The organism is Stenotrophomonas indicatrix, assembly GCA_041545745.1.
In the GTDB taxonomy this organism is placed as follows: Bacteria; Pseudomonadota; Gammaproteobacteria; order Xanthomonadales; family Xanthomonadaceae; genus Stenotrophomonas; species Stenotrophomonas indicatrix_A.
In genome coordinates this window covers 3,489,976-3,510,441 of record CP168152.1, presented here as the reverse complement: position 1 = coordinate 3,510,441, position 20,466 = coordinate 3,489,976, and the positions used below count along the sequence as shown (strand labels likewise).

Genomic DNA, 20,466 nt, shown 5'->3' with positions numbered 1-20,466 from the left:
GCGCATCCATGAGCAGCCTGCGCGATGCGATGAGCCACGCGGCCCTGGGCTGGGTCAAGCCCGAGCTGGACGAGACCCTGCGCCTGGTGCGCAACGAGGTCGAGTACTTCGCCGAAGACCCGGGCGACAGCAGCCGCATGCGCATCTGCGCCGGCTACCTGCACCAGGTGCAGGGCACGCTGCGCATGGTTGAACTGTATGCACCGGCGATGGTGGCCGAAGAGCTGGAACAGCTCGCCGTTGCCGTCGGCAAGGGCGAGGTGGCCGAACGCGATGAGGCCTGCGCCACCCTGATGCGCGGCAGCGTGCTGCTGCCCGATTACCTGGAGCGCCTGCAGAACGGGCACCGTGACATTCCGATCGTGCTGCAGCCGCTGCTCAACGAGATCCGCGCCGCCCGTGGCGAAGCGCTGATCAACGACAGCGTGCTGTTCGCGTTCGCGCCCGATTCGGTGACCGCCACCGAAGCGGAACTGGACCATGCACGCGGCAGCCTCAGCGGCCGCAACCGCGAGCTGCTGGACACCGTTGGCAACGCGGTCAAGGAAGAACTGCTGCAGGTCAAGGACGCGCTGGACCTGCACCTGCGTACCGACGGTTCGCCGCAGCAGCTGCAGGAGCAGGTGACCAAGCTGGGTTCGGTGGCCGATACGCTGGGCATGCTCGGCCTGGGCGCTGCGCGGGGCGTGGTCGTGCAGCAGCGCGACGCGCTGCGCGGGGTCGTCGAGGGCCGCCAGCAGATCGACGAAGACATGCTGCTGGATATCGCCGGTGCGCTGCTTTATGTCGACGCGTCGCTGGACGACCAGGTCGCACACCTCGGTGCCAGTGGCAGTGGCCAGGATGATCCGAGCGCGGTGGAGAACCGGCGCACGGTGGAAGTGCTGGCACACGAGGCGATCGCCAATTTCGCCGCCGCCCGCGAGCATTTCGTCGCCTTCATTGAAACCAGCTGGAACCACGCCGAACTGCAGGACGTGCCGCGCCTGCTCGGCGATGTCTCCGGCGCATTGCGCATGCTCGACCTGGGCACTGCGGCAGACTATCTGCGCGGCGTGCAGCAGTACATCGAAGCCGAACTGATCGGTCGTCAGCGCGTGCCCAGCGGTCGCCAGCTGGACACCCTGGCCGACGCCATGGCCAGCCTGGAATACTACCTGGAAGCCCTGCGTGACCGCCGCCCGGGTCGCGAGGATATCCTCGACATCACCCGCAGCAGCCTGGAGGCGCTGCGCTACTGGCCGCTGCCCGAGCGCGGCGTGGTCGCTGCCGAGCCGGTGCAGCCGGTCGAGCGCGAAGCCGTGATCGTGCCAGCCGAGCCGCTGCAGACCGAACCACTGGATATCGACGTGCAGGCCTCCGCGCCGGCACCGGGTGACGTGCCGACGTCGCTGCCCGATTTCACCTTCGACCCGCTGCCGGAGGCCCCGCCCGCCGACAACGGCCTGATGTTCGGATCGCTGGGTACGCCGGCTGTCCTTGCCGGATCGCACAGCGCGCCGGCGCCACTGCTGTTTGCCGCCTCCAGTGCACCCGCGCCGGAAGTGCCGCAATGGGAACTGGGCGGATTCGACGCGCCGGCAGGTAGTGCTGCCGAACGCAGCGACGAGCGTGCGCCGACGTTCGACAGCTTCGATCCGGTCAGTTTCGATCCCGTGTCCGCCGAACAGTCCGACGCTGCTGCCTGGACGTTGTCCGCGATTCCGGTGCCGGAAGAGGACGACACGCAGGCAAGCGCCGTAGACGGCAATGATGACGCCTTCCTGGCGACGTCGTTGGACGAGGCGTCGTCTGCCACGTCGCTGGACGTGGTCATTTCGCCGGCCTTCGATCCAGTTGCCGCCGAACAGGACGGCCAGACGTCGCTGAGCGACGATGTGGTGTTCCGTTTCGACAGCAGCCTGTTGCACAACGCCGATGACGTGTTGTCGCTGGAGGCGATGGAAACGCTGTCGCTGGACGATGGACAGGAGTCGTCTGCGACGCTGGAGCTCATTGACGCAGTTGCGGTGCCGCAGGCCGACGATGGCTTGGCCGTTGCCGAATTGACCGACGCCACCGCCGAGACCGAGGCGGAGGCTTACGTCGAACCGGTCGCAGATCTGCGCGCGTCCGAAGACCTGCCGGCATCTGCGGCTGTGCCGGCCGTGGCTCTGGTCGATGTGGATACCATCGCGCCGATCGACTTCAGCGAGGCCGATGCGCAGTTCTTCGCAGAGCTGAACGCCGCCGCCGCCGATTTCAATCCCCAGGCCATGCAGGCAACTGCCGGGTCGGCCGAAACCGTACCGTCGGCCGTGGCCGAGGGCGGGTTCGATGCGGGTTTCGACGACGATGCCGAAAACATCGACCAGGACATCCGCGAGGTGTTCCTGGAAGAATTCGACGACGAGCTCGGCAATCTGGGTACGCTGCTGCCGGCCTGGCGCATGCAGCCGGACAACATGGATCGGCTGCGGCCGATCCGGCGCATTTTCCACACCCTGAAGGGCAGTGGCCGCCTGGTCGGTGCACGTACCCTGGGTGAGTTCGCGTGGAAGATCGAGGGCATGCTCAATCGTGTGCTCGATGGCACCCGTGCCCCCACGCCGGCGGTACTGGCGATGGTCGATCACGCATACACGGCACTGCCGCAGCTGAACGCGGCACTGCGCGATGGCCAGCGGATCAGCGTCGATCTGCAGGCGATGCAGGCCGTCGCCGATCGCGTGGGTGCAGGCGAAGAGACGTTCTACGTTGCGCTGCCGGGCGCCACCGCGCCGACGGCAGCGGCACCGGCCGATGCTGCCGGGCTGGTGGGCAGCGCCGTGCCGGTTGTCGATACCCCTGCTGAAAGCACGGTTGAAGCGGCGGGTACCCCGGCCAATATCGACAGCGTGCTGCGCGAGATCCTGGAGGCCGAGGTGGAACTGCACCAGGCCACGCTGCAGGGCTGGTTGCGCTCGGCGCAACAGGCACCGCAGCCGGTCAGCGACGCGCTGCTGCGTGCGGTGCACACCATGAACGGTGCCTTCGCGATGACCGAAGTGCCGGAAATCACTGCCGTTACCGGCGGCGCCGAGTCCTACATCAAGCGCGCGCTGGCCGCCGAGGTGGTGCCCGGGGATGACGCCGTGGCGGCCCTGGACGAGACCGCGCAGGCGATCAACGCGACCATGGACGCGCTGCAGGCCGAGCAGCCGCGGATTGCGCCGCGGGCTGAACTGGCGCAGCGCCTGCAGGCGCTGGCCGGTGAACTGCCGGAAGCACGCTGGCCGATGACCGGGCTGGACGTCGAGGATGAAGACGAAGACGACCAGCTGCCTTCGCTGGCCGCCGATGCCGACGTGGTCGAGTCGCCCCATGGGCTTGAGATCGAGCCGGAAGCCGGACGTGATACCGATGTCGCCGACGCCGACGCCGACGCGCTGGATGCACTGCAGGTCAGCGAGGATTCGCTGAGTGATACGGGCCTGGAGTCCGCTGAATTGACCGGCAGCGATGATCTGTCGCGCTACTTCAACGCAGGGTGGCCTTCGATGCCGGACGCCCCAGCGCCGGAATCAACGTTGGAAGTAGCTGCTTCCACGCTCGTCGGCGCGGAGATCGATGCCGGGCCGACAGTGCCAGCATCGGAAGACACCGCACTGGAAGACACCGCGCTGACGGCGGTGGACGATCTGTCGCCGTATCTGGACGCCAGCGCGCTGCCGGTTGACGACCGCGACCTGGATGTCGCAAACGACCTGAATACGCCGCCGCTGTTCACGCCTGAAACGGCGGTGGATGACGATGCTGCTGCAGTGCCACTCGACAGCGAGCTGTCCAGCCTGCAGGATGAAATGGCTGTGCCGGGCTTCGCAGACCCGGTCACGCTGGAAGCCGCGCTTGAGGCCGGCCTGCACGTGATCGACGAGGAGCAGGGCCGGGACGAAGACGGGCAATGGCCCGTGCTCGGCCTGCAGGCCAGCGAACTCGCGCCTGGCGAGGCGGAAGCCTTTGCCGAGGATGCGGACGTCGGCGGGGAGGCGGCGGTCGGTGAAGGAGAGAGCACCGACCAGCCGTCCCCGGCGACGGTGGAAGACGTCAAGTCCAAGGACTCGGCGCAGGACGCCGTTTCGCCCTCGCGTTTCTTCGAACTGGAAGATGCTCCGGGCCAGGTTGCCGCGGCGGACAGCGGCATGATTGTGGTGCCGGTCGCGGCGGAGGCTGCAGCGATCGACGCCGAACCTGTCGCCGTCGACAGCGCCGATGCAGTGGTGCCGACGGATACGGCTCCGCTCGACGCCCAGACCGAATCCGAATCCGAAGACAGCGCCGACCTGCTCGACTTCAGCGTCTATGACCGCGAGCTGGTCGACATCTTCGTCGAGGAAGGCAAGGACCTGCTGGATCATTGCGATGGGCTGATCAGCGAACTGCGCGAAGCGCCGCAGGATCGCGAAGCCCTGGCCGGCCTGCAGCGCGATCTGCATACGCTGAAGGGCGGTGCGCGCATGGCGGGCATCAACGCCATCGGCGATCTCGGCCACAGCATCGAATCGCTGCTGGAGGCCGTCGCTGGCGGGCGCACCGAGATCGAGCGTCGTGACGTGCAACTGCTGGAACGCGGTTTCGACCGTCTGCACCAGCTGCTGACCCGCACCGGCGAACACCGCGTTGTCGAGCCGGCGCAGGATCTGCTCGACGCCTTTGAAGCGCGGACCACGACCGACATCGCTGCTGCCAGCGCAGCTGCAGCCGCTGCTGCGGCCCTGGCAGAGCAGACCCCACAGGCCGCTCCGGCCGTGGCCGTGGTCGACGCCCCGTTGTCTGCGCCGCTGCCGGTGGAAGGTTCTACCGAAGAAGACCCGCTGGCCCGTCCGCAGCAGGAACAGGTGCGTGTGCGCGCCGACCTGCTCGACCGCCTGGTCAATCACGCCGGTGAAGTGGCGATCTACCGTTCGCGCCTGGAACAGCAGCTCGGTGCCTTCCGCGGCGCGATGGGCGAGCTGGAACGCACCAACGCGCGTCTGCGCGACCAGCTGCGTCGCCTGGACCTGGAAACCGAGGCGCAGATCGTTGCCCGCTACCAGCGCGAGCAGGACCAGGCCGACCAGAAGTTCGATCCGCTGGAACTGGACCGTTTCTCCACCCTGCAGCAGCTCAGCCGCGCGCTGAACGAGTCCGCCGCCGATCTGGGGGGCCTGCAGGGCGTGCTGGACGATCTGTCGCGCCAGTACGATTCGCTCCTGCAGCAGCAGTCGCGTGTCAGTTCGGAATTGCAGGATGGCCTGATGCGCGCGCGCATGGTGCCGTTCGACGGCTTGGTGCCGCGCCTGCGCCGGGTGGTCCGCCAGGCCGGCATGGACACCGGCAAGCAGGTTCACTTGACCCTGGAAGGCACCCACGGCGAACTCGACCGCAACGTGCTCGATCGCATGGTCGCGCCGCTGGAGCACATGCTGCGCAACTCGGTTGCCCATGGCCTGGAAGCACCGGAACAACGTCGTGCCGCCGGCAAGCCGGAAGAAGGCGAAATCGCCATCCGCCTGCACCGTGAAGGCTCGGAAATCGTGCTGGACGTGGCCGACGACGGCGCGGGCCTGGATCGTGAGGCGATCCGCCGTCGCGCCATCGAACGCGGCCTGTTGCCTGCCGATGTGCAGCCGAGCGAGCAGGAGCTGGACAACCTGATCTTCGCTTCGGGCTTCTCCACTGCTGACCAGGTCAGCCAGCTGGCGGGCCGTGGCGTCGGCATGGACGTGGTCGGCAACGAAGTGCGCCAGCTCGGCGGCTCGGTCGACATCCAGTCGGTGCGCGGCCAGGGCGTGCGTTTCACCCTGCGCCTGCCGCAGACGCTGGCGGTCACCCAGGCAGTGTTCGTGCAGATCGGCGAAACCACCTTCGCAGTACCGGTGGCGTCGGTCAGTGGCATTGGACGGCTGTCGCACGAACGCTTTGAAGCGGCCGACAGCAGCTACCGCTACGGCGGCGAAGACTATCCTCTGTACGACCTCGGCAGTCTGGTCGGCCAGGCCCCGGCGCGCGCCGACGGCCAGGCCCAGGTACCGCTGCTGCTGGTCCGCGCGGGCGACCTGCGTGCCGCCGTTGCGATCGATCAGGTGCTGGGCAACCGCGAAGTCGTGGTCAAGCCGGTGGGACTGCAGATCGCCTCGGTACCGGGCATCTACGGCGCCACCATCACCGGCGATGGCCGCGTGGTGGTGATCCTGGACGTGGCCCCGCTGGTGCGTCGCTTCCTGGCCAACCCGACCGCGCCGGTTCTGGTCAATGCGCCGCGCCAGGAACGGCAGGTGCCATTGGTGATGGTGGTGGACGATTCGCTGACCATGCGCAAGGTCACCGGCCGCATCCTGGAGCGTCACAACTTCGAGGTGAGCGTCGCCCGTGATGGCGTCGAAGCCCTGGAACAGCTGGAAGAACGCGTGCCGGACCTGATGCTGCTGGACATCGAAATGCCGCGGATGGACGGCTACGAGCTGGCCACCGCGATGCGTGCTGACCCGCGCTACAAGGACGTGCCGATTGTGATGATCACCTCGCGCAGCGGCGACAAGCACCGCCAGCGCGCCTTCGAGATCGGTGTGCAGCGTTACCTGGGCAAGCCGTACCAGGAGCTGGACCTGATGCGTAACGTGTACGACTTGCTGGGGATTGCCCGTGTCCGTGAGTGACCTCGATGCGGTTCCGGCCGTAGCCCTGCTGGCCCGCCCGGGCGCGGCGCGTGAGCGCCTGCGCGAGGCGTTGGCCCATGCGGACGTGCAGATCGTGCTGGAAGACGATCCCATCACGCTGGAGCCGCAGGCGCTGCATGATGCACGCCCGCAGTTCGTGGTGATCGCGCTGGAAGCGGCCATTGAAGATGCGCTGGAGCGCCTGGAACCGGCGCTGTCGGCGCCCGGGTTGACCCTGGTGTTCGACGAGGCTGAACTGGCCGCGCGTCGCGATGGTTGGGAAGCGCAGCGCTGGGGCCGCCACCTGGCCGCCAAGCTGCACGGCCACCAGCAGGTGCTACCGCCGGGCGCGGAGGACGAGCCGGCATTGCAGCTTGAGCCGGGCCGGCCGTCGACGCCGCCGGTGCCGAAGGAAGCCGCACTGCAGCCGCACCTGGAACAGGCCCGTTCGTGGGCCGACGACGTGCCGGCGGATGGCCTCTATTCGCCGCCGGCACATCTGCATGAGTCGATCGCGCTGGAGAGGGCGCTAGCGGCGCTGCAGCCGGTGCTGCCGGAGACGGCGACGCCCGCCGCTGATGCAGCGCTTGCACCGCCGCCGGTGCCGGCAGCTCCACCGATGGCGTTCACCGATCACACGGCCTGGTCGCTGGTCGACGAGGCCAGCGACACGCCAGCAGAGCCGCGTGTTGCTACTACAGTCGCGGCGCCGGAACCGGCATTTGACACCGAGCATCTTTCACTGGTCGACCTGGACGCCGCCGCGCCCGCAGGCAGTCGCGCCGGTGCGCTGCTGGTACTGGCCGGTATCGGCGGTCCCGATGCGTTGCGCCGCCTGCTCGCGGCACTGCCCAGCGGGCTGGCCGTGCCAGTGCTGGTGCACATGCGCCTGGACGGCGGCCGCTACGGCAATCTGGTCAAGCAGATGGCGCGCGTATCGCCGCTGCCGGTGCAGTTGGCCGAAGCCGGCCAGCGCGCCACGGCGAGCGAAGTGCATGTGCTGGCCGATGACATCGGTGTGCACGCCGCCGCTGATGGCCTGTATTTCCAGACCGAAGCGCAGGGCATCTCGATTGCCGCGTTGTCGGCCGAACACAGCGCGCTGGTGCTGCTCAGTGGTGCCGACCTGGCCCACGTCGGCCCGGCGTTGGACCTCGCAGCCGCCGGCGCCTGGGTAGCCGGGCAGGTGGGCGAAGGCTGCTACGACCCGGCTGCGGCGACGGCCGTGGTCGCCGCCGGCATGGCGGCCGGTGAACCGCAGGAACTGGCGCAGGTGATCGCCGCGCGCTGGGGCCTAGATGACGACGGAGATGCCGCATGAGTTACGCCAGCAATGATGAGATCCGCGGCGTCCTGATCTCGGCCGGTGCCGAGCGGGTCCTGCTGCCCAATGCAACCGTGGCCGAGATGATGTCGCGGGTACCGGTGCAGGCGGTGGCCGACGCTCCGCGCTGGCTGGTGGGTGAGATCGGTTGGCACGGCTGGCAGGTGCCCCTTGTGTCGTTCGCACGGCTCTCCGGGTTGGGCGAAGAGACGGTGGCCGGCCACAACAAGGTGGTGGTGCTCAAGACCCTCAGCGGCAACCCGGAGCGTCCCTACTACGCGCTGTTGACGCAGAGCTTCCCGCAGCTGATCTCGGTACCGCGCGATGGCCTGCTGGCCGACGCTTCGGAGGAAAACCTGCCCGACATCGTGCACATGCGCGTGCTGCTGGGCGAACAGAGCGCGCTGTTGCCGAATCTCGACGCACTGGAAGCCGCGCTGGATTCACTGACGGCGTGACCGGAATCCGCCGGGCATGGCCCGGCGCTACCGCAGGCGTTCCGGATATCGGGTAGCGCCGGGCCATGCCCGGCGAGCGCAGCGGCCACCGGACCGGAGCCTCATCCCAGATCGCCCAACCGTGCCTGCAATGCCGCGATCGCGGCCAGGCCTGCGGTTTCCGTGCGCAGGATGCGTGGGCCCAACTGCAGGCCCTGGAAGCCTGCGGCCGCCAGCTGCTCACGGTCACGCGGCGACCAGCCACCTTCCGGGCCGATGGCGATCACCACGCCGCCGGCCGGCGCCGCCTGCAGGGTCGACAGCCGGTGTGCTCCCAGCGGGTCCAGGGTCAACCGCAACGTATCGGCTGGCAGTGCCGCGCTGGCGTGTGCCAGCGACTGCGGCGGCCCTACTTGCGGAATGCGCGCACGGCCGGATTGCCCGCAGGCCGACTGCACCACGTTGTTCCAGTGCGCCACGCGCTTTTCCGCGCGCGCTGCATCCAGCTTCACCTCGGTACGCTCGGCGTTCACCGGCACGATGGAGCTCACCCCCAGTTCGGTGGCCTTCTGCAGGATCAGGTCCATCTTCTCGCCGCGTGCGATGCCCTGCAGCAGGGTGATGGTCAGCGGCGATTCGTTGGTGATCAGCTGCACCTCGTCGATGCGTACCTGCACTTCGCGCTTGCCGGCCAGCGTCAGCGTCGCGGTGTAGTCGTGGCCATCGCCGTTGAACAGCACGCAGGTGTCACCTTCGCGCAGGCGCATCACCCGCACCAGGTGGTTGGCCGTCTCTTCCGGCAGGGTCACGGTCTGGCCGCTGTGCAGCGCCAGGTCGATGGGGCAGCGGGTCACGCGCATGCAATCGCCTCGTCGATGGCGGCCAGCGTCGTATTCGCCAGCAGCTCCAGTTGTTCGTCGTCCACGCAGTACGGTGGCATCCAGTACAGCACGTTGCCCAGCGGGCGCAGCACCACGCCGCGCTTCAGCGCCGCCTTGTAGGCGTGCAGCCCCAGCCGCAGTGCCGGATCGAAGGGCGTGCGCTTGTCGCCGTTGCGGGTCAGTTCGAAGGCCACCACCATCCCGGCCTGGCGCACATCGGCCACGTGCGGATGGTCGGCGAACGGTGCGGCCAGGGTGCCCATCACCGAAGCGATGCCGCGATTGCGCGCGATCACATCGTCCTCGCCGAAGATGTCCAGCGTGGCCAGCGCCGCCGCACAGGCCAGCGGGTTGCCGGTATAGCTGTGCGAATGCAGGAAGGCGCGTTCACGCGAATCATCAAGGAAGGCGTCGTACAGTGCCTGCGTGGCCAGCACCGCAGCCAAGGGCAGGAAACCGCCGGTCAGGCCCTTGGACAGGCACAGCAGATCAGGCATCACCCCGGCCTGCTCGCAGGCGAACATCGTGCCGGTGCGGCCGAAGCCGGTGGCGATCTCGTCGGCGATCAGGAAGGCGCCATGGGCATCGCACAGTTCTCGCACACGCTGCAGATAGGCCGGATCGTGCATGCGCATGCCACCGGCGCACTGCAGCCGCGGCTCCAGGATCACCGCGCAGATTTCGCCCGGATGCTGGTCGAACAGCGTGGCCATGCCATCGGTGGCCTGGCGTGCGCGGTCGGCTGCACTCTGCCCGGGCTCGGCCAGGTAGGCGTCGGGCGAGGGCGCGAACAGGCCTTCGGCCAGCAACGGCGCATAGACGCGGCGATACAGCGGGATGTCGGCCAGTGCGAGGGCACCCAGCGTCTCGCCGTGGTAGCCGTTCTCCAGCGAGACAAAGCGCGTGCGCCGGGTCTCACCGCGGTTCTGGAAATACTGGAAGGCCATCTTCAGCGCCACTTCGACGCCGGCCGAGCCGTTGTCGGCGTAGAACACCTTGGCCAGCGGCGCGCGGCCGGGCTGGCGCGGCGCGAGGGCCAACAGGCGTTCAGCCAGGGTGATCGCCGGTTCATGGCCGAAGCCGGCCAGCATCACCTGCTCCAGCTGCCCGGCCTGGGCGGCGATGGCACCGCCGATGCGCGGCTCGGCATGGCCGAACAGGTTGGTCCACCAGCTGCTGACGGCATCCAGGTAGCGGTTGCCGTCGTGATCGATCAGCCAGGCGCCTTCGCCGCGGGCGATCGGCACCAGCGGCAACGTGTGCGGATGCTCGCGCATCTGCGTGCACGGGTGCCATAGGACCTGGAGGTCGCGTTGCCGCCAGTGCTGGACCAGCGGAGAGGGGGTTGGGTCTGCTAGCATTTCGGGCTCATGAACATGTTGCTGCCTGCACATTCTATCGGCCTCGGCGCATGCGCCGGTTGCCACGGAGATTCCGCATGAACGATGACCGCGCCAGGCGTCCTCTGCCGATCATCCATCGGATCACCGACGAGGAGAACGGGCCCTTCCAGCGCCAGCACCTGGACCTGGAGTTCTCCAATGGCGAACGCCGCCGCTTCGAACGCCTGGTCAGCCGTGGCCATGGCGCGGTGGTGGTGGTGCCGATGCTCGATGATGAAACCGTGCTGCTGGTGCGTGAATACGCGGCCGGCATGCATCGCTACGAGCTTGGCCTGGTCAAGGGCCGGATCGATGCCGGCGAAACGCCGGAGCAGGCCGCCGACCGTGAGCTGAAGGAAGAGGCCGGCTATGGCGCACGGCGAGTCGACGTGCTGCGCGCGATGACGCTGGCACCGACCTACATGAGCCATCAGTCCTGGCTGGTGGTCGCGCGCGACCTGTATCCGGAGAAGCTGGCTGGAGACGAGCCGGAGGAGCTGGAAGTGGTGCCGTGGAAGCTGGCCGATCTGGACCAGCTGATGCTGCGCGAGGACTTTTCCGAAGGGCGTTCGCTGGCGGCCCTGTTCATTGCCCGCCAGTGGCTGCAGGGAGCACGATGATCAAGCTGACCACGGAACTGCGCGAGACCGCGATCGCCATCGCCCAGGAAGCCGGGCAGGCCATCATGCAGATCTACAGCAACGGTTTCGACGTGACACTCAAGGACGACGACAGCCCGGTCACCGCTGCCGACCTCGCTGCCGACCGGGTGATCCAGCAGGGGCTGCGGCAGCTGACCCCGGAGCTGCCGATCCTGTCGGAAGAGTCGCCGCTGGTGCCGTGGGAGCAGCGTCAGCATTGGGGCGCGTACTGGCTGGTCGATCCACTCGATGGCACCCGTGATTTCGTCAAGCGCAATGGCGAGTTCAGCGTCAACATCGCGCTGATCTACCAGGGCGCGCCGGCCTTCGGCGTGGTCCAGTCGCCGGTCACCGGCATTGTCTGGCACGCGATGCGGGGCGAACTGGCGTATCGCCGGCAGGGTGTACATGACACCGTACTACGTACGCGGACGCCCGCAACTGCACCCCTGCGGGTCGCCGCCAGCCGCTCGCATCGCTCAGCCGAGACCAATGCGTTGCTGGCCAGGATGGGCGACATCGAGACCGTGGTGCAGGGCTCTTCGCTGAAGTTCTGCCGGATCGCCGAAGGGGGCCTGGATGTCTATCCGCGGCTGGGCCCGACCTCCGAATGGGATACCGCTGCCGGCCAGTGCGTGCTGCACGCGGCGGGGGGGGCGGTGCTCTCGGCCGGGACCGGCAAGCCGTTCCGCTACAACCGCCGGCCGACGTTGCTGAATGGCAGTTTCATGGCCCTGGGCGATACCAGCCTGCCGTGGCGGGACTGGTTGTCCGATTGATCCTGGAGAAACACATGAGCACGCCCGACACCCCTGCCACCGGCACTGCCAGCACGGAGCTGGAGCGCCTGCTGGCCATCATGGCGCGCCTGCGCGACCCACAGGGCGGTTGTCCCTGGGACCTGGAACAGAACTTCGCCACCATCGCGCCCTATACGATCGAAGAGGCCTATGAAGTGGCCGATGCGATCGATCGGGGCGATCTTGACGACCTCTGCGATGAACTGGGTGACCTGCTGCTGCAGGTCGTGTTCCATGCGCGCATGGCCGAAGAGCAGGGCGCGTTTGCTTTCGCCGAGGTCGCGCGCGCGATCAGCGACAAGATGCAGCGGCGTCACCCTCACGTGTTCGCCGACGTCAGCGTCGACGATGCTGATGGCGTGATGCGCAACTGGGACGCGATCAAGCGTGCCGAGCGTGCTGCCAAGGGCGAGCGGGACACCTCTGCGCTGGCCGGGATTTCCCGCGGTCTGCCCGAATGGCAGCGGGCGGTGAAGCTGCAGTCGCGCGCGGCCAAGGTCGGCTTCGACTGGCCCGGCCCGCTGCCGGTGCTGGACAAGGCAGCCGAGGAACTGCAGGAACTGCGCGAGGAGTTCGAGCGCGGTGACATCGCGGGCAACAAGGCGCGCCTGCAGGAGGAACTGGGTGACCTGCTGTTTGTCTGCGCCAACCTGGCGCGGCATGCGGACATCGATCTGGGCGCGGCGTTGCGTGGGGCCAACCACAAGTTCGAACGTCGCTTCCGTTTGATGGAGGCGCAGGCCGAGGCACAAGGCGATTCGCTGGCTGCACTCGATCTGGATGCGCAGGAAGCGCTCTGGCAGCACGCCAAGGCCACGGAAAAAGCGTGAAAACGCTGGGCCTGTTCCTGCTGACCGCACTGGCCGAGATCGTTGGCTGTTACCTGCCCTGGCTGTGGCTGCGCAAGGGCGGCAGCATCTGGCTGCTGCTGCCGGCGGCGGCCAGTCTTGCGTTGTTCGCCTGGCTGCTGACCCTGCACCCGACCGCCAGCGGCCGCGTTTACGCCGCGTATGGTGGCGTGTACATCGGCACGGCGCTGTTCTGGCTGTGGCTGGTCGACGGCATCCGTCCCAGCCGCTGGGACATGCTGGGTGCCGCGCTTTGCCTGGCCGGCATGGCAGTGATCATGTTCGGGCCGCGGCAGTCGGGGTAAGCCGGCTCGCTGCTTTTTCAACGCGCGTTGCAGCCCAGCGCCGCCAGGTCGATCGCGTCGGCCATGCGCCGGTAGCCCTCGTCGTTCGGGTGCAGATGATCGCGGGTGATGTCCGCCGGCAATGATTCCGGCTGTTTTGGATCACGCAGGGCTGCATCGAAATCCACCACGCCATCGAATCCGGTGTCCTGGCCACGCGCCCACTGGTTGATCGCGGTGCGGGTGGCGGCCGATACCGGCTCGTAGCGCTCCGAATTGCCGAATGGCGTCAGTGTGCCGAGATGAGCGCGGATGCCGTGTGCATGCAGCCGGGCGGCTACCTGGCGGTAGCCCAGCAGCATGTCCGCCGCGCTGCGTCCAGGCAGGGGCTGTGCGCCGCCACCATGGCGGATGTCATTGATGCCTTCGAACAGGATCACCTGGTCGGCGTCGGCCACCGCGATCACGTCGCGATCCAGCCGTGACAGCGCGCTATGGCTGCGGCCATGGTCCAGCAGCTTGTTGCCACTGATGCCCTGGTTGAGCACCACGAAGCGGTCAGGGCACGCCTGCTGCAGACGCTGGCCCAACCGCTCGGGCCATTGGTTGAACGAGCCACGCGAAGCCGTCGCGCCCTCGGTGATGGAATCACCCAGGGCCACGATCACCTGAGGCCGATCCGCGCGCTGCACCAGTACGGCCGAGAACACATTCTGCTGGTAACCCACGCGCACGCTGTCGGCCACCGCATCCTGCTTGCCGTCGGTCACACGCACCACGGTGCGGCGCACCGCAGGGCGGGTGGGCTGCGGGAAGTACGCGGTCACGCTGATCTCCTGCAGTGCGGCGACCTGCAATGGCAGCGCATCACTCAGCAGTGCTGCGCCCACCGGTACGTCGATGGACACGCGTCCATCGACGGTGACCGGCAGCGCTGCCGCCTTGCCATCCTTCAGGCGTACCCGCACCTCTTCCACATGCAGCGGCGTGGTGCCCAGCTCGTTGCTGATGCGCAGCCGCAGCGCATCGCCCTTGCTGCCCAGGCGCATGTCCTGGCGCACGGTCTGCGCGGCGAACTGTACGGGGGCATCGGCGCTGCCATCCTTGCGGTCAGGTGCGGGCGAGGCGGTCCAGGCAGCGACCCAGACCGGTGCGGCCAGCGCCACGGGGGCGGCCACGGCACTGCCGATGGCCAGGGAAAGCAGGGTGATCCAGCGCTGCATGGGCTTCGGTCCGGTCAGGAGAAGTAGGTGCCGCCGTTGACGTCCAGATTGACGCCGGTGACGAACGCTGCTGCGTCCGACGCCAGGTACACCGCCGCATCGGCGGCTTCGTCCGGCTGGCCCTGGCGACGCAGCGGCGTCGCGCCGGCCACCGCCGTGCGCACTTCCGGCTTGGTGAATTCATCATGGAAGCGCGTCGCGATCATGCCACAGCACAGCGCATTCACGCGGATGCCCTTCGGCCCCAGTTCCTTGGCCATGGCCCGGGTGAAGGTCATCACGCCGGCCTTGGCGGTGGCATAGATCGCCGCGCCGGGGCCGCCGCCATCGCGACCGGCCTGCGAGGCGAAGTTCACGATCGCCGCGCCTTCGCCCATGTGCGGTACCACGGCGTGGGTGGTCAGGTAGGTGGAGGTCAGGTTGAGGTCGATGACCTTGTGGAAGAACGCCGGATCGATGTCGGCCAGCGGACGACGCTCGACCATGCCGCCGGCCACGTTCACCAGCACATCGATGCGCTGGCCGAATGCCGCCTGGGTTGCTGCGACCAGACCGGCCACCGCGGCCGGATCGGTGACGTCGGCGCGGTGGGCGATAGCCTGGCCACCGGCCGCCTTGATCAGCGCCAGCGTTTCCTGCGCGCTGGCTTCGTCGTTGGCGTAGTTGAGGCAGACGCGTGCACCGGCCGCAGCCAGCTTGATCGAGATGGCACGGCCGATATCACGGCCACCACCGGTGACGATGGCCACCTTGTCCTGGAACGACATGCGGGAAACTCCTTGGTTTGCGGGGGAATGCGAGGGAAAGGGGGGCTCAACCGTCGTTGCGGTCGAGCTTGTGGATTGGTCCGGTCCACCACCACAGCGCCGCCAGCGACAGCGGCACCAGTGCGGCAACGAGGATGAAGATCGGTGCGTAGGAATGGCGGGTCAGCACCGGCACCAGCCAGGTGGTGATCAACGTGCCGGCCACTGCGGCCAGGCCGCCGAGACCGGCCAGCGTGCCCACCGAGCGACCGTCGAACAGATCGCCGGGCAGGGTCTGGATGTTGCCGATGGCGATCTGGAAACCGAACAGCACCGCAGCGATCGCCAGCACCGCATACAGCGGCTGGTTGGCCAGTACCGCACCGAGCAGGGCCGGTGCCATGATCACGCAGCCCAGCGAAATCGACAGCTTGCGCGCGCGATCCACGCTATGGCCGGCATTGATCATCCGTCCCGACAGCCAGCCGCCGCTCAGGCTGCCCAGCATGGCGCCGACGAACGGCACCCAGGCGAACAGGCCGATCTGCTTGATGTCGAAGCCGAAGGTCTCGGCCAGATAGATAGGCAGCCACGATACGAACAGCCACCAGATCGGATCGAGCAGGAAACGGCAGGCGAGCATGCCCCAGCTCTGCCGGTGGGCCAGCAGCGAACGCACGCTGACCTTCGGTGCATCCACGCGTTGCTGGCCAGCCTGGTCTTCCATGATCAGGCGCCGCTCGGCGTCACTCACCCACGGATGCTTGTCCGGGCCGGCGCGATAGACGAACAGCCATGGCAGCAGCCACAGGAAACCAAGTGCCCCGACCAGCACGAAGGTGCCGCGCCAGCCAAGCCACAGGTACAGGCCGGCGATGGCCGGCGCCGAAACGATGGCACCGATGGACGCGCCTGCGTTGAAGATGCCTTGCGCGAGGGCGCGCTCACGCGCGGGGAACCATTCGGCGTTGGCTTTCACCGCGCCGGGCCAGGCACCGGCTTCGCTGATGCCCAGCATCGCCCGCACCACGCTGAAGGACAGCATGGAGTGGGTGACCGAATGCAGCGCGATCGAGATCGACCACACACTGATCGACAAGGCGAACCCCAGCCGCGTTCCGATCATGTCGAACAGGCGTCCGAACAGGAACTGGCCGGCGGCGTAGAACAGCATGAACACCGTCACCAGCAGCGCGTAGTCGTCCTTGGTTGCGCCGACTTCCCTGGCGATCTCTGGCCACATCACGGCCAGCGCATTGCGGTCGATGTAGTTGATCACCGTGGCCACCGCGATCAGACCGACGATCAGCCAGCGCACGGCCGAACGCACCGGCACCTTGCGCAGCGTGGCTACGGCCGAGGGGCCGTTCATCGTGCGTCACCCTTGCTGCGGTCCATGCGCGCATGGCTGCCGCTCCAGCGGTAGGCATGGCCGTCCACCGTCACGCTGTGTTCGCCCGTTGCGTCGCTGTCGTCGGCCACGCCGAGTGCGATGCGGGCGCCGCTGGCCAGGCGCAGCTCGAGGACCTCGGCACCATTGCCGCGGGTGCGGATGATCTGCTTGACGCGGCTGTCGGCGCCGTGCACGTACTCGGCGGTGCCGTTGTACTCGCCATGCGGCTCCAGCACGCTGAAGAACGTCACATCCTTCTGTCCTTCCACGCGCTGCAGCAGTGCCGGTTCGCGGCGCAGGTTGAATTCGGGATCGTTGGCACCGCTTTCCACCAGCAACGCCTGCGATGGTGCGCTGCTGCCGAAGCGATAGGTGTAGAAACGCCCGTCGAGCAGCCATGCCAGCGTGCGCGGTTCGCTGCCGGCCTTGCTGCGTGCGTCCAGCCACAGGTGCTGGTAGCCGTTGTCGCCGCCGAGCACCGGGCGCTGGGTGGGGAAATGCTCGGCCTCGAAACCGGTGGTGACGATATGGCCGTTGAAGTGCAGCGGCAGGTCGTAGCGCGCCGCCTTGTCGCCGTGCACCTGCAGCAGGTCCAGCACCACCGGCAAGCCAAGGTCGGGGTGGCGCAGCAACGCCTGGGTGCGGGTGAATACCACGCCGGGGTAGGCATCGCGCATCGTCGCCGAAGCGATCTGGGTATCGGCGTCGGCCTGGAAGAAACGCATCGTTGGCGCATGTTCCTCACCGCGCTTCCAGTCGCCCTTGAAGTGGCTCTGCTCGTTCACCACCAGGGTGTTGTGGGCCACGGTCTGTTTGGCCCAGCTGCGGTTCTCGGCCAGGTAGATGCCGCCTCGCTTGGCTTCCACGTTGAGGAAGCGCGCCGCACCGTAGTCGGTCACCACGGCATTGCCGTTGTCGTAGAACAACCAGTTGAGCTTGTCGAAGTGGCCATGGCCCATGCCCTGCATGGTGTCCTTCTGCACCAGCGCCTGGCCGCGTTCGCCGCCCATGCGCAGGATTGCCAGACCGCCGCGTTCACCGTCCGGGCCATCACGCAGCAGCATCGGCCGGTAGTCGAACGGTTTGGCTTTGTTGGCTGCCAATGCCTGCGCCACCTGCAGTCCTTCCGGTGACAGCAGCAGGCGTTTCTGCTGCTGCGCGACCGACAGCAGGCGGTCATCGCCGGCTTGCGCATAGGCAATGCCGATGCCCGCCACCAGCTCTTCGGTATCGATGCCCTTGTCCAGGATCGCATCGTTGATCGGGAAGAACAGGCCGTCATAGCTGGTCTGCACCAGCACGTCCACCGCCTTCAGCAGCACGCCATCGCGGCGCGCGAAGATCTTTCGCTGCGGCTCGTTGCGCTCGATCGCGTTGGCGAACAGCAGGAACGGCGCCAGCGCATAGCGCTGGTAGTAGGGGCCTTCCTCGTAATAGCCATCGGGCGAGAACAGCAGGTCGATCTGCCGCAGGAAACCGAACTGGTCATCCTTGCGGCTGCCGCGCAGCGATTTTTCCACCAGTTCCGGATCGTGCAGCACGTAGCCGGTCATGCCGGTGGCCGCCACCGCCCAGGTCGCGTGGTTATGGATCTGGTCGTAGTTCTTCGGCTCGCTGGCCAGGAACTCGGCCATCGGCCGGAACACCTGCGATTCGATGATCTGCCGATCCTGCGGCGACAGGGCGTCGCGGATCGCGTCGTAACCCTGGATGGCGTTGACCAGCCAGACCGAATCGTTGAGCACCTGCCAGAACACCCGGCCGGGAATCTGCCCGCGTCCTTCAGGATGCGGGCCGAGGGTCGGGTAGAGCTTGGCGTACTGCAGCAGCATGTCGCGCGAATAGGTGACATAGGCCTTGTCGCCGGTCAGCCGGTACAGGGTGCCGGCGGCCAGCAGGGCCTGGTAGTTGCGCTTGTGCTGCTCATGGGTGCGACCGCCGCCCTTGTCCTTTGGCACCGGCACGTCGATGCCGGCCTTCATCATCTTCTGCAGCGATTTCTGCGTACGCGCCTGTTCCTTGGCGAACCACGGATAGCGGCTGCCTTCGCTGGCCATCTGCTGCCACTGCGCGGCGGTCACCAGTACCGGCGCGGTATCCCCTTGTTGCGCGGCTGCGGCAGGCGCAGCGTGCAGCGGTGCCGTCGGCATCAGGGCGAAGGGAGCGGCCAGGGCAAGGGCGAGCGCCAGGCGGTGGGAACAAAGGGACAGCGGCTGCAACCTCATCGATCAACTCCGGTGCTGGTGCGTGACAGGGCAACCTCGCCCACCTTGGGATACCAGTCCACCCCCGTCTGTTCGCGCGGGGTCATCACCAGCGCCGGATCGGCGCCGATGGTGGGCAGGGGCGTTGCCGGCACCCACAGACCGCTGGCGGCCTGCTGCAGGGCGATGCTGGCGCTGCTCACCCCGCCCGGGAATACGCTGCTGGCCTGCGGCGACTGCACGTTGTTGCTGAAGGCGATGCCGGCCAGCGAACTGGCCGCATTCGGTGGATTCCTGCTGGTGCGGTTGACGATCAGGTTGCCGCTGAAGTGGCTGTTGCTGGCGGCGACCACGATCCCCTTGGCCTCGTCATGGCCCACGCCGAAGCTGATCTTCGCCACGTCGACAAAGGTGTTGCGGCTGATCGTCGCATTGACCACCGGCGCATAGCCGGACAGCGGCGGATTGGCCTGTGCATCCATCACCGCCAACGCCGAACGGTTGCTGGAGCCGGCCAGCCGTTCGAAGTAGTTGTTGCTGACGGTCTGGTTGGCGTTGATGATGCGCACCCCGCCGGTGCCGGCCTTGTCGTCGCCGAGGAAGAGATTGTCGATCACCCGGTTGCCGTTGCCATGGCGCAGGGTCAGCGCACCGGCCGAACGATAGAACACGTTGCCGCGGAAGGTATTGCCGCCGGACTTGTTGGAGACGATCTCGGTCTCGCCATCGCACCCTTCGAACCAGTTGTTCTCGACAGTGCTGTTGGAATCGCTCAGCGAGGTGTCGCTGGTGCCGACCCGGATCGTCTCGCCGCCATTGACGCCCAGCGCAGGGCGCGGGCCGAACCAGTTGTGGTCGATGCGGTGCTGGTTGTCCAGGCCCTGGGTGGCATCGCGCACCACCACCACCGTCGGGCCGGCATTGGTCTTGCCACGCAGCTGGCTGTGGTCGAGGCGGTTGTTGCTGCCGTACAGCGACACCCAGTAGTCCTGGTCGCTGCCATCGGGATTGCTGTAGTCGTCGATGACCAGGCCGGTGACGCGGCTGTGGCTGGCCACCGCCTTGCTCGACTCGCGGAAGGCCACCACGGCGTCGCCCGGCGTGTAGCCGTTGCGGAACACCAGGTTGGAGACCTGCAGGTAGCTGCCGGCCAGACGCAGGTCCGACGCCCCGCTGAGGATCACCTTGCCCGGTGTCTGCGCGCGCAGCACGATCGGAGCGGCGGCTGTGCCCTGGCCCTTCAGCAGCAGGCGCGCGTCGGTCCAGGTGCCATCGGCCAGCACGATCTCATCGCCGGGTTGCAGGGCGGCAGCGGCGGTGGCGAACTCGCTGGCGTCGTGGACGAACCAGCTGGCAGCCGTTGCTGGTGAACTGGTCAGGCATGTTGCCAGCCCAATTGCCAGGCAATATCCAAGGGCGGATTTCGAAAGGCGGTGCGAAGTCGATTGAGTGCGCATGAAGTCCTTCCAGAGACGGCAATGCCGTGGTTTCAGAGTGGGTGTGCATACCACTTGTTGGGTGTGTTGTAAGCCACGTTGCGCGCAAAGTCATGCTGCACCAGCACATGAAATGGCTAACAACCGGTCTGAATCAAAGGTATTACGAAAAATCCAGTCCAGTTGGTTGACATTTCTGTGTCGACGTGTC

General features: G+C 67.3%; 14 protein-coding genes. 7 read left to right on the top strand and 7 right to left on the bottom strand.

The genetic code is table 11. The annotated features are described in order from the left end of the window. The first annotated feature begins 8 nt into the window (after positions 1-8). The 3 genes from ACEF39_RS16035 to ACEF39_RS16025 are packed head-to-tail and all read left to right on the top strand — an operon-like array spanning position 9 to position 8,438. Entirely contained in the window at positions 9-6,656 is a 6,648-nt protein-coding gene (locus ACEF39_RS16035; protein WP_500285771.1) for an Hpt domain-containing protein, read from the top strand. Next, entirely contained in the window at positions 6,643-7,977 is a 1,335-nt protein-coding gene (locus ACEF39_RS16030; RefSeq protein WP_500285770.1) for a chemotaxis protein CheB, read from the top strand. The genes ACEF39_RS16035 and ACEF39_RS16030 overlap by 14 nt, the downstream gene beginning before the upstream one ends. After that, a complete protein-coding gene (locus ACEF39_RS16025) occupies positions 7,974-8,438 on the top strand; it encodes a chemotaxis protein CheW (RefSeq protein WP_100553281.1) in 465 nt (154 codons plus the stop codon). The genes ACEF39_RS16030 and ACEF39_RS16025 overlap by 4 nt, the downstream gene beginning before the upstream one ends. Positions 8,439-8,539: 101 nt before the next feature. Here the strand turns inward: ACEF39_RS16025 and ACEF39_RS16020 are convergent, their stop codons facing one another. Together ACEF39_RS16020 and bioA are read right to left on the bottom strand one after the other, a co-directional pair. Further along, the gene (locus ACEF39_RS16020) at positions 8,540-9,277 is read right to left on the bottom strand and encodes a 16S rRNA (uracil(1498)-N(3))-methyltransferase (RefSeq protein WP_500285769.1); all 738 of its coding nucleotides are present in this window, start codon (positions 9,275-9,277) and stop codon (positions 8,540-8,542) included. Beyond that, positions 9,268-10,659 (bottom strand): adenosylmethionine--8-amino-7-oxononanoate transaminase, encoded by a 1,392-nt coding sequence (gene bioA, locus ACEF39_RS16015; RefSeq protein ID WP_500285768.1) that lies wholly within the window; start codon positions 10,657-10,659, stop codon positions 9,268-9,270. Before bioA ends, ACEF39_RS16020 begins: the two co-directional genes overlap by 10 nt. Before the next feature lie 77 nt (positions 10,660-10,736). Here bioA and nudE point away from each other — a divergent pair, with 77 nt between their 5' ends. The 4 genes from nudE to ACEF39_RS15995 are packed head-to-tail and all read left to right on the top strand — an operon-like array spanning position 10,737 to position 13,274. Further along, positions 10,737-11,300 (top strand): ADP compounds hydrolase NudE, encoded by a 564-nt coding sequence (gene nudE, locus ACEF39_RS16010; RefSeq protein WP_265953449.1) that lies wholly within the window; start codon positions 10,737-10,739, stop codon positions 11,298-11,300. Continuing rightward, a complete protein-coding gene (gene cysQ / locus ACEF39_RS16005; protein WP_500285767.1) occupies positions 11,297-12,100 on the top strand; it encodes a 3'(2'),5'-bisphosphate nucleotidase CysQ in 804 nt (267 codons plus the stop codon). Before nudE ends, cysQ begins: the two co-directional genes overlap by 4 nt. Positions 12,101-12,114: 14 nt before the next feature. After that, on the top strand, positions 12,115-12,951 hold the full coding sequence (gene mazG / locus ACEF39_RS16000; RefSeq protein WP_500285766.1) for a nucleoside triphosphate pyrophosphohydrolase: 837 nt from the start codon (positions 12,115-12,117) through the stop codon (positions 12,949-12,951). Continuing rightward, the gene (locus ACEF39_RS15995) at positions 12,948-13,274 is read left to right on the top strand and encodes a YnfA family protein (protein ID WP_500285765.1); all 327 of its coding nucleotides are present in this window, start codon (positions 12,948-12,950) and stop codon (positions 13,272-13,274) included. The genes mazG and ACEF39_RS15995 overlap by 4 nt, the downstream gene beginning before the upstream one ends. A gap of 17 nt (positions 13,275-13,291) precedes the next feature. Here the strand turns inward: ACEF39_RS15995 and ACEF39_RS15990 are convergent, their stop codons facing one another. From ACEF39_RS15990 to ACEF39_RS15970, 5 genes are read right to left on the bottom strand one after another with little or no spacing between them, the layout of a single operon-like run. After that, positions 13,292-14,476 carry a GDSL-type esterase/lipase family protein gene (locus ACEF39_RS15990; protein WP_500285764.1) on the bottom strand — a complete coding sequence of 395 codons (1,185 nt, stop codon included), beginning with the start codon at positions 14,474-14,476 and terminating at the stop codon, positions 13,292-13,294. A gap of 14 nt (positions 14,477-14,490) precedes the next feature. Continuing rightward, positions 14,491-15,243: an SDR family NAD(P)-dependent oxidoreductase gene (locus ACEF39_RS15985; protein WP_500285763.1), complete on the bottom strand. Its 753-nt coding sequence runs from the start codon at positions 15,241-15,243 to the stop codon at positions 14,491-14,493. A gap of 46 nt (positions 15,244-15,289) precedes the next feature. Beyond that, positions 15,290-16,594: an MFS transporter gene (locus tag ACEF39_RS15980; RefSeq protein WP_500285762.1), complete on the bottom strand. Its 1,305-nt coding sequence runs from the start codon at positions 16,592-16,594 to the stop codon at positions 15,290-15,292. Then, complete coding sequence (locus tag ACEF39_RS15975) at positions 16,591-18,840, bottom strand: oligoalginate lyase (protein ID WP_500285761.1); 2,250 nt, start codon at positions 18,838-18,840, stop codon at positions 16,591-16,593. The genes ACEF39_RS15980 and ACEF39_RS15975 overlap by 4 nt, the downstream gene beginning before the upstream one ends. Then, the gene (locus tag ACEF39_RS15970; RefSeq protein ID WP_500285760.1) at positions 18,837-20,276 is read right to left on the bottom strand and encodes a polysaccharide lyase 6 family protein; all 1,440 of its coding nucleotides are present in this window, start codon (positions 20,274-20,276) and stop codon (positions 18,837-18,839) included. Before ACEF39_RS15970 ends, ACEF39_RS15975 begins: the two co-directional genes overlap by 4 nt. Positions 20,277-20,466 lie beyond the last annotated feature (190 nt).

Excerpts from the sequence above, each read along its gene's own strand:
- ACEF39_RS16035 (WP_500285771.1), top strand. The coding sequence starts at position 9 with ATGAGCAGCCTGCGCGATGCGATGAGCCACGCGGCCCTGGGCTGGGTC.
- ACEF39_RS16025 (WP_100553281.1), top strand. The coding sequence starts at position 7,974 with ATGAGTTACGCCAGCAATGATGAGATCCGCGGCGTCCTGATCTCGGCC.
- ACEF39_RS16020 (WP_500285769.1), bottom strand. The coding sequence starts at position 9,277 with ATGCGCGTGACCCGCTGCCCCATCGACCTGGCGCTGCACAGCGGCCAG.
- bioA (WP_500285768.1), bottom strand. The coding sequence starts at position 10,659 with ATGCTAGCAGACCCAACCCCCTCTCCGCTGGTCCAGCACTGGCGGCAA.
- nudE (WP_265953449.1), top strand. The coding sequence starts at position 10,737 with ATGAACGATGACCGCGCCAGGCGTCCTCTGCCGATCATCCATCGGATC.
- cysQ (WP_500285767.1), top strand. The coding sequence starts at position 11,297 with ATGATCAAGCTGACCACGGAACTGCGCGAGACCGCGATCGCCATCGCC.
- mazG (WP_500285766.1), top strand. The coding sequence starts at position 12,115 with ATGAGCACGCCCGACACCCCTGCCACCGGCACTGCCAGCACGGAGCTG.
- ACEF39_RS15990 (WP_500285764.1), bottom strand. The coding sequence starts at position 14,476 with ATGCAGCGCTGGATCACCCTGCTTTCCCTGGCCATCGGCAGTGCCGTG.
- ACEF39_RS15985 (WP_500285763.1), bottom strand. The coding sequence starts at position 15,243 with ATGTCGTTCCAGGACAAGGTGGCCATCGTCACCGGTGGTGGCCGTGAT.
- ACEF39_RS15980 (WP_500285762.1), bottom strand. The coding sequence starts at position 16,594 with ATGAACGGCCCCTCGGCCGTAGCCACGCTGCGCAAGGTGCCGGTGCGT.
- ACEF39_RS15975 (WP_500285761.1), bottom strand. The coding sequence starts at position 18,840 with ATGAGGTTGCAGCCGCTGTCCCTTTGTTCCCACCGCCTGGCGCTCGCC.
- ACEF39_RS15970 (WP_500285760.1), bottom strand. The coding sequence starts at position 20,276 with ATGCGCACTCAATCGACTTCGCACCGCCTTTCGAAATCCGCCCTTGGA.